General features: G+C 72.8%; 9 protein-coding genes. 1 reads left to right on the forward strand and 8 read right to left on the reverse strand.

Features of this window, described 5'->3' with window-relative positions; genetic code table 11:
- Positions 1-57: 57 nt before the first annotated feature.
- The gene (locus tag AB0J08_RS31375) at positions 58-1,425 is read right to left on the reverse strand and encodes a hypothetical protein (protein WP_360641235.1); all 1,368 of its coding nucleotides are present in this window, start codon (positions 1,423-1,425) and stop codon (positions 58-60) included.
- Between the two features lie 292 nt (positions 1,426-1,717).
- Between AB0J08_RS31375 and AB0J08_RS31380 the strand changes: the two genes are divergently transcribed.
- Positions 1,718-2,638 carry a hypothetical protein gene (locus tag AB0J08_RS31380; RefSeq protein ID WP_360641236.1) on the forward strand — a complete coding sequence of 307 codons (921 nt, stop codon included), beginning with the start codon at positions 1,718-1,720 and terminating at the stop codon, positions 2,636-2,638.
- A 6-nt stretch (positions 2,639-2,644) separates the two neighbouring features.
- Here AB0J08_RS31380 and mutM read toward each other — a convergent pair whose 3' ends face one another.
- From mutM to rsmD, 7 genes are all read right to left on the reverse strand, one after another.
- A complete protein-coding gene (mutM, locus tag AB0J08_RS31385; protein WP_360641237.1) occupies positions 2,645-3,538 on the reverse strand; it encodes a bifunctional DNA-formamidopyrimidine glycosylase/DNA-(apurinic or apyrimidinic site) lyase in 894 nt (297 codons plus the stop codon).
- Between the two features lie 51 nt (positions 3,539-3,589).
- Positions 3,590-4,378: a ribonuclease III gene (gene rnc, locus AB0J08_RS31390; RefSeq protein ID WP_360641238.1), complete on the reverse strand. Its 789-nt coding sequence runs from the start codon at positions 4,376-4,378 to the stop codon at positions 3,590-3,592.
- Positions 4,379-4,397: 19 nt separating this feature from the next.
- Complete coding sequence (rpmF, locus tag AB0J08_RS31395; RefSeq protein WP_188303282.1) at positions 4,398-4,571, reverse strand: 50S ribosomal protein L32; 174 nt, start codon at positions 4,569-4,571, stop codon at positions 4,398-4,400.
- Between the two features lie 2 nt (positions 4,572-4,573).
- On the reverse strand, positions 4,574-5,218 hold the full coding sequence (locus tag AB0J08_RS31400; protein ID WP_360641239.1) for a DUF177 domain-containing protein: 645 nt from the start codon (positions 5,216-5,218) through the stop codon (positions 4,574-4,576).
- A gap of 150 nt (positions 5,219-5,368) precedes the next feature.
- Complete coding sequence (locus AB0J08_RS31405; RefSeq protein ID WP_360641240.1) at positions 5,369-6,565, reverse strand: cell division initiation protein; 1,197 nt, start codon at positions 6,563-6,565, stop codon at positions 5,369-5,371.
- Positions 6,566-6,764: 199 nt separating this feature from the next.
- Complete coding sequence (gene coaD, locus AB0J08_RS31410) at positions 6,765-7,253, reverse strand: pantetheine-phosphate adenylyltransferase (protein ID WP_360641241.1); 489 nt, start codon at positions 7,251-7,253, stop codon at positions 6,765-6,767.
- A 49-nt stretch (positions 7,254-7,302) separates the two neighbouring features.
- A complete protein-coding gene (rsmD, locus tag AB0J08_RS31415; protein ID WP_360641242.1) occupies positions 7,303-7,887 on the reverse strand; it encodes a 16S rRNA (guanine(966)-N(2))-methyltransferase RsmD in 585 nt (194 codons plus the stop codon).
- Between the last annotated feature and the right edge of the window lie 314 nt (positions 7,888-8,201).

Genomic DNA, 8,201 nt, shown 5'->3' on the forward strand with positions numbered 1-8,201 from the left:
CGGCGGGGCCGCGGGCCCGGGTGGTCGCGACGACGGGATCAGCGGCCGGCGACGGGATCAGAAGCCGCCGCCGAAGTCGCCGCCGCCCCCGAAGTCGCCCCCGCCGCCGCCGCCGTCGAAGCCGCCACCGAAGTCACCGGAGTTGAAGTCGCCGCCGGAGTAGTCGCCACCGTCGTACCCGGAGCCGCCGTCGTACCCGGAGCCGTCGAGCGGCGCCCCGTAGGCCGGGGAGCTCATCATCGAGCCGAGCATGGTGCCGACCAGCAGGCCGGGCAGCAGTCCGCCGCCGCCGAAGCCGCCGAAGTACCCGCCCGCCCAGGGGCCGTACGCCGGGCCGGCGTTCCAGTACGGCTGCGGGCCGTGCTCGGTCGGCACGGTCCGGATCTCCGGGTCCTGGCCGGTGGCCAGCCGGTCGGCGTCCGCCCGGCAGACCGGGACGGTGCGCGCCGCACCGCCGGCCGGGGCCCAGTCGGCGTCCTGCACCGACGGACCGTGCCGCGGGTCGAAGAAGCACGGCGGACGCCGCTCCGGCAGCGGCCGCTGCTCGCGCCGGGCGTCCAGGGTGGCCAGGGCGAACCGGCCGTCCTCCAGCGCCTCGGTGACCGGCTTGACGTCCCCCGGCCCCTTGGCCTCGTCCATGCTGCGCTTGGCCCGCTCGTAGGAGTCGAGGGCGTGGGCGTAGTCGGCGCGCTGGACGTCGTCGGCGTCCGGGGCGCCCGGGTTGAAGTCGAGCCGGTCCAGCTCCTCACCGAAGGCGGTGATGTCCTCGTCCACCACCCGGCGCAGCTGCTCCAGTTCGGCCCGGCGCTGCTCCTCCTTGCGCTTCTTCGAGCGGCGGAAGAGAAGGAAGACGCCGGTACCGGCCAGCGCCAGCAGGGCCAGCGGGACGATGACCGCCGCCGTGGAGACGCCGCCGGCGCCGCTGTTCACCCCGTGACCCTTGACCTGGGGTGCGGCGGTGTCGACGAAGTCGTTCAGGGTCGCGTCGATGTCGCCCGGGTGCGAGCGCACGGCGGCGCCCGCGATCCGCTCGGCGCTCGCGGTCGGCAGCGCGCCCTTGTCGGAGCGGGCCTGGAACTGGTCACCGCGCCAGATGCCGTAGACACCGGTGATGCCGACCTTGGTGCGCAGGTCCGGGAACACCGTGTTCGCGCCGTACGGGTCGGCGGCCGGAACCACCGCGATGAAGATCGGCTTGTCGGTCTTGCGGATCTTCTCGGTCAGGGCGTCGGCCTGGCTCTGGCTGAACCGGCCGGTCATCGCCGGGTCGACGTACACCTGGCCCTGCTTGAGCGTGGCGGCCGCGTCGTCCAGCCCGCCGGCCGCAGAGGCCGCCGGGGCCAGCAGGAGCAGCAGCCCGAGCAGCACCGCCACCAGGGCCGCCGGCCCGGCGCTCCGGGAACGTCGTCGAGCAAGGGTTCTCATGTCATCGACGCTACCCCTCCTCACGCATCGGCAGGACATCCCCTCCGCGTACCGGCGACCCGGTGCACCCCACCGACCGCCGGGGTCGCTCCCCTCCTCGGGGATGATGTTCCCCCCGGCCGCCCCTGAGGCCGGCCCCGACGGGAACCCCGCCGCCGGCCCGGTCGTCCGTCCCGGGGGGCACACGGCAGTCGCAGGGGCGATCGGACCGTACCCCGCAACCAGGCATAGTGGGGGCCGGACCTGGGTCCCCTCGCCTTCTCGTACCGCTTCTCCCGATCGGAGCAACTGGGTGTTCATCGGCCTCGTCACCGCCGTGGCGGCCTCCGCCTGTTACGGCACCGGTTCGGTCCTGCAGGCCGTCGGATCACGCCGCTCCGCCCGGGAGGAGGCCGCCGCCGGGGACAGCTCCGCCGGGGTCACCGCACACGGCGGGCCCAGCCTCGCCTCCACCGCGAAGGCCGCCGTCACCTGGGAGTTCATCCTGGGCACGGTCCTCGACTTCATCGGCTTCGGGCTCGGCGCGCTGGCCGCCCGCCTGTTGCCGCTCTTCCTCTCCCAGACCATCATCAGCGCCAACCTGGTGATCACCGCGGTGCTGAGCATCAAGCTGCTCGGCATCCGGCTCAAGCAGTTGGAGTGGGCGTCGATCGGCGTGCTCTGCTCGGCGCTGGTACTGCTGGCCGTCTCCGCCGGGCCGGAGGGCGGCCACCACGCTGAGATGTCCTTCCACTGGTGGCTGCTGCTGATCACCACCGTGCTGCTGGTCGGCGGCGGGCTGCTGGTGCGGCGGATGGGCGCCAACGGCGCGATCGTCGCCGGTCTGCTCTCCGGGCTCGGCTTCGGCGCGCTCGGCGTCGGCGTGCGGATCCTCAACGGCGTCCAGCCGTTCCAACTCGGCGAGTTGCTCTCCGACCCGGCCCTGTACGCGATCCTGGTCGGCGGCATCGGCGGCATGTACGTGCACACCGTGGCACTGCAGATCGGCTCGGTGAACGGCGCGACCGCCGCGCTGGTGGTCGGTGAGACGGTGCTGCCCGGGGCGGTCGGCGTGATCTGGCTCGGTGACTCCTCCAAGGACGGCCTGGCCTGGCTCGGGGTGGCCGGCTTCGTGCTCGCCGTGGTCTCGGCGGTCGGCGTCGCCTACTTCGGCCAGGACACCCACGGCCAGGCCGAGTCGGACCACCCGCAGCCCGAACTCAGCAAGCGGTAGCGGCTCTCAGCCCCCGTTGCGCGCCCGGGGGACGCGCTGGCAGCGGGGGCAGAAGTAGCTGGAGCGGTTCATCCAGGCGGCGCGGCGGATCGGGGTGCCGCAGCGACGGCAGGGCTCGTCCTCGCGGCCGTAGGCGTCGAGGTCGCGGGAGAAGTAGCCGCTCTCGCCGTTCACGTTGACGTAGAGGCTGTCGAAGCTGGTGCCGCCGACGGCCAGGGCGGCCGTCATCACGTCCCGCGCGTGGGCCAGCAGGACGGCGGCCTGCGGGCGGGTGAGCGAGCCGGTCGGGCGGTCGTAGTGCAGCCTGGAGCGCCAGAGCGCCTCGTCCGCGTAGATGTTGCCGACCCCGCTGATCAGGGTCTGGTCCAGCAGCGCCCGCTTGACGGTGGTGCGCCTGGCCCGCAGCGCGGCCACGAAGGCGGCGTCGTCGAAGCGCGGATCGAGCGGGTCCCGGGCGATGTGCGCGATGGAGAGCGGGGTGGCCTCCGGGTCGCCCTCCTCGGCCTCCTCCACGGCCAGCCCGCCGAAGGTCCGCTGGTCGACGAAGCGCAGCTCGCGCCCGCCGTCGGTGAACCGCAGGCGCACCCGCAGATGCTTCTCGTCGGGCACCGACGGGTCCTGGACGAGCAGTTGGCCGCTCATGCCGAGGTGGCCGATCAGCGAGAACCCCCCGGCCGACGGCCCACCGGCCGCGCCGGAGAGCGGCACCCAGAGGTACTTGCCGCGGCGCTGCGCGGCGCCGAGCGTGGTGCCGGTCAGCCGCGCGGTGAAGTCGGCCGCGCCGGCCGGCTGACGGCGCACCGCGCGCGGGTGCAGCACGTCGACACCGGCGACGGTCCGCCCGGCGACCCAGTTCGCCAGACCTCGGCGGACGACCTCGACCTCGGGGAGTTCGGGCACGGCAACAAGCCTCCTGCGACGGTGATCTGCAGGAGGAAGGCTACTGCGTCCTCAGGTGCCGGCGGGCAGGCGGTCGGCGTACTTCTCCTTGATCGCCCGCCAGGCGCTCTCCGCGGCCTTCTGCTCGGCTTCCTTCTTCGAGCGGCCGACGCCGCTGCCGAAGTCCTCGCCGGCCACCCGGGCCGCGGCGGTGAAGGTCTTCTCGTGGTCCGGACCGGACTCCTCGACCACGTACTCCGGCACCCCGATGCCCACCGAGGCGGTGAGCTCCTGGAGGCTGGTCTTCCAGTCCAGGCCGGCGCCCAGCTGAGAGGACTCCTCGATCAGCGGGTCGAACAGGCGGTGGACGAACACGGTGGCCGCGTCCAGGCCCTGGTCCAGGTAGACGGCGCCGATCACGGCCTCGACGGTGTCGGCGAGGATCGACGACTTGTCGCGGCCGCCGGTGCCCTCCTCACCCTTGCCGAGGCGGATGAAGGTCCCGAGCTCCAGGCCCCGGCCGACGTCCGCGAGCGCGCGGGAGTTGACCACCGCGGCGCGCAGCTTGGCGAGCGTGCCCTCCGGGACGTCCGGGTGGACGCGGTAGAGGGTGTCGGTCACCACCAGGCCCAGCACCGAGTCGCCGAGGAACTCCAGGCGCTCGTTGGTGGGCAGCCCGCCGTTCTCGTACGCGTACGAGCGGTGGGTCAGGGCACGCACCAGAAGGGCGCGCTCGAGCGTGTACCCGAGGCGCCCTTCCAGGACGTCGTATTCGGTCGAAGCCGGCCCGCCGGCCTTTCCGCCGCCCGAAGAAGCCTTCGGGGCGATGGTCGCCTTGCGGGAAGAGTTACCGTCCGACATCGATCCGTACACCCGCCGATCAGACCGAGAGGACCTGGCGACGGTTGTACGTGCCGCAGCTCGGGCACGCGATGTGGCCGAGCTTCGGCTCGTGGCAGCTGTCGCACGCCACGAGGGCCGGAACGACGGCCTTCCAGTTGGAACGGCGGTGGCGCGTGTTGCTGCGCGACATCTTCCGCTTCGGAACAGCCACGGCTACTTCTCCTGGTTCTCGGCGGCACCCTCACGGGTGTCGCTGTTCTTGATTCCGTCACCCTCGTCGCCGGGGGCGGCGGAGAGTCCCTGCAGAGCCGCCCACCTGGGGTCGGCGGCGTCGTGGTGGTGCGTCGGGTCGTCGCTCAGGCGCGCTCCGCACTCGGAACACAGGCCCAGGCAGTCTTCCTGGCACACCGGCTGCAGCGGCAGTGCGAGCACCACCGCGTCACGCAGCACCGGCCGGAGGTCGAAGAAGTCGCCCTCCAGACGGTAAGTCTCTTCTTCCGAGTCCTCGTCGAGGTCCTCGGCACCGGCGGTCCGGGCGCGGTGGCGCTCGTCGGACTCCGGGTAGTAGTACAGCTCCTGGAAGTCCACGTCGATGTCGTCCTCGACGGGTTCGAGGCACCGTACGCATTCGCCCTCGATCAGGGCCTCGGCGGTGCCGGTCACCAGCACACCCTCGACCACCGACTCCAGGCGGAGCTCCAGCCGCAGCTCGCTCTTCTCCGGGACGCCGATCACATCGATGATGCCGAGGCCCTCGGGGGCCTCCAGGGTGCGGGACACCTTGCGCAGCGAGCCCGGGCGACGGCCGAGCTCGTGCGTGTCGAACACGAGGGGGTCGCGGTGGTCGAGGCGGTTCAAGGTGTCCTGACTTCCTGAGAAAACTGATGTTCGGCGCTGCTCACCGGACGATGCGTGGGCAGACCGACGGCCCGACACGGAGAGGCCGGAGTGGTCAGACTACCGGAGTCTCCCGCCAGGCCCAACTTCGGTCCCGGCCGGTGGGAGGCCTCAGCGGCCGCCGAGCTCCCGGAGCCTGGTCATGTCGATCATGCTGGTGTCGAAGAAGCTGGTCTCGTCCAGCCCCGACTGCTGTTGCTGCTGCTGCGGGACGGCCGGCGGGTTGGCGGGCGGCTGCGGGTAGCCTCCCCCGGCCTCCGGGCGGGGCTGCCCCCAGGCGTCGTACTGCTGCGCCGGGTAGCCCTGCTGCGACTGCGGATAGCCGTAGCCGCCCTGCTCCTGCGCGACCGGGTACGCCTGCGGCTGCTCCTGCCCGTACCCGTACTGGCCGCCGTACGGATCGCCCTGGCCCGCCGGGTCGAAGCCGCCGCCGTACACCTCGGCGTACTGCCCGCCGGGCTGCTGCGCGGCGGCGTACTGGTCCGTGCCCGGGGCCTGCCAGCCGGCCGCGGCCGGCGTCTGCTCCGGCCAGGTCTGCTGCTGCGGCACCTCCTCGCGGTACCACGGCACCTCCTCGCCGTCGGGGTCGGCGGCGAAGCCCGCCGCGACCGCCTCGGCGCGGTTCTTGGCCTGCTGGGCCTGGTCGGCGGCGGCCAGGTAGGCGCCCAGCTCGTCGATCGGGGCCTTGCCGAGCAGCTTGTCGCGGCCCTTGCCGACCGCCTCCAGGGTGGCGCTGAGGACGTTCTCCAGGGTGGCGAGCTTCACATCGACGTACTCGTCGACCTCGGGGCTCGGGGTGATCCGCGGCTGCGGCCGGAACTCCTCGCCGTCGCCCTCGCCCTCGTACGCGGTCTCGAAGACGCTGGAGTCGCCGCGCAGCTTGGTCCGGCCACGGCCGACCGCGCCGAGCGTCTTGGTCAGCACGACCTCGAAGTTGGCGAGCTTGCTGTCCACGTAGTCGTCGGCCTCGGCGCGCTTGGTCTCGACCTCGGCCCGCGCCTCCGCGAGGATGCGGTCCGCCTCGGCCTGGGCCCGCCGGACCACCTCGGTGTCGGAGATCAGCGAGCCGCGCTCGGCGTGTGCGCCCTGGATGATCCGCTCGGCCTCGGCCTCGGCGCCGGCGACCACCTGCTCGTGGTCGGCCATCACCGACTGGGCCTGGGCCAGCTCGGCGGGCAGCGCAGCCCTGAGGTCCTGGAGCAGCCCGACCAGCTCGGCTCGGTTCACCACGCAGGAGGCCGACATCGGCATCGAGCGGGCGTTCTCGACGGCCGCGACGATCTTGTCGACCTTGTTCTGCACGTCCACGGGGCTTCGTCTTTCCGTGTGCCGCCGACGGTCCGGCGGAGGCAGGCCCGGCGCGGTGGACCTCACCGCAGGGCAGGAAGACAGACTTTACGGCCACTGCGGGGCGAGGTCACAACGCCCGGACCGGCCCGCCGGACCGGGCCGGGGACAAGTGGTGACGAATCGGCAGAAACGGACCGGCCGGGCGCCGGCCGGACCGCTACTGGGCCTTCCGCTGCTCGATCCGCTCGACCAGCCGGCGGTGCACCGTCTCCGGCAACAGGTGCGAGACGTCGCCCCCGTACGAGGCGACCTCCTTGACCAGCGTGGACGACAGGAAGCTGTACGTCGGCGAGGTCGGCAGGAAGAGCGTCTCGACGCCGGTCAGCCCGTGGTTCATCTGGGCCATCTGCAGCTCGTAGTCGAAGTCGCTGACGGCACGCAGGCCCTTGACGATCGCCGGGATGCCGCGCTCCCGGCAGAAGTCCACCAGCAGGCCGAGGTGCGACTCGACCACGATGTTCCCGTACTTGGCGGTGGTCTCCTCGATCAGCGCGATCCGCTCCTCGATGGTGAACATGCCCTGCTTGTTCCGATTGATCGCGACCGCGACATGAACCACGTCGTACAGCTTCGAGGCCCGCTCGATGATGTCGAGATGACCGTTGGTGATCGGGTCGAACGATCCGGGGCAGACGGCGCGGCGCATGGCGTGGATGCTCCCTCGTGGGGTGACGGGTCCTGCGGGCCTCGGCCCGCTACGAGTGTGGGCGGGCCTCGGCGGCGGCGCGACCGTACCAGAGCGTGCCCTCGCCGTAGCGGCGGGAGCGCAGCACGTCGAAGCCCTCGGGCCAGCCGAACTCGCCGCCTCGCGTGCTGCGCTCCACGGTGACGAGTGCGTCGGCCGCGAGCCAGCCCCCGGCCAGGAGTGTGATCAGCATCTCGCGCACCTCGTCGTCGGTGACGACGTACGGCGGGTCGAGGAAGACCAGGTCGTACGGGGTCTCCGGGGGCGGGCCGGCGATCACCTTCTCGGCCCGGGAGGCCGCCACCACCGCGCCCGGCAGAGCGACCGTCCGGACGTTCTCCCGGATCACCCGGGCCGCCTGGCCGTCGGCCTCGACCAGCAGGACGTGCTCGGCGCCGCGGGACAGCGCCTCCAGGCCGACCGCGCCCGATCCGCCGAACAGGTCCAGCATCCGGGCCCCGTGCAGGGTGCCGCGCAACGCCTCCAGGGTGGAGAACATCGCCTCGCGGGCCTTGTCGGAGGTCGGTCGGGTGCCCCGGCCGGGCGGTACGGCCAGCCGGCGGCCGCCGGCCGCCCCGGCGATGACGCGGGTCATGGTGGTGGGAGGTCCTTTCGTCGCTGCCCGACCACGCTATACGGCCCCGAGGGCCAGGGTCGCCCCGGAGCCGAACGGCCCCTGCTGCCCACCGGCGGACAGCAGGGGCCGACCCCGGACCAGAACCCCCCGAGGGGCAAGCCCCCCGCCCCCACCCCGAGCCGGAACCTTGCCCCGAGGCCCCAACCCCGTCCCGCCCGTAGTAAGCCCAGCCCCCCGCCGAACCCGCCCCGAGCCGAAGGGCCGCGCCGGTGCCGAAAGGGAGAAGCGACGGAGCGACGAAGGAGCGACGGAGCGCCGACCGTCGGCGCCGG

It is taken from the genome of Kitasatospora sp. NPDC050463 (assembly GCF_040655255.1).
GTDB lineage: Bacteria > Actinomycetota > Actinomycetes > Streptomycetales > Streptomycetaceae > Kitasatospora.

Coding starts and splice junctions, on each gene's coding strand:
- AB0J08_RS31375 (WP_360641235.1), bottom strand. CDS start 1,425: ATGAGAACCCTTGCTCGACGACGTTCCCGGAGCGCCGGGCCGGCGGCC.
- rnc (WP_360641238.1), bottom strand. CDS start 4,378: ATGTCGGACGGTAACTCTTCCCGCAAGGCGACCATCGCCCCGAAGGCT.
- coaD (WP_360641241.1), bottom strand. CDS start 7,253: ATGCGCCGCGCCGTCTGCCCCGGATCGTTCGACCCGATCACCAACGGT.
- rsmD (WP_360641242.1), bottom strand. CDS start 7,887: ATGACCCGCGTCATCGCCGGGGCGGCCGGCGGCCGCCGGCTGGCCGTA.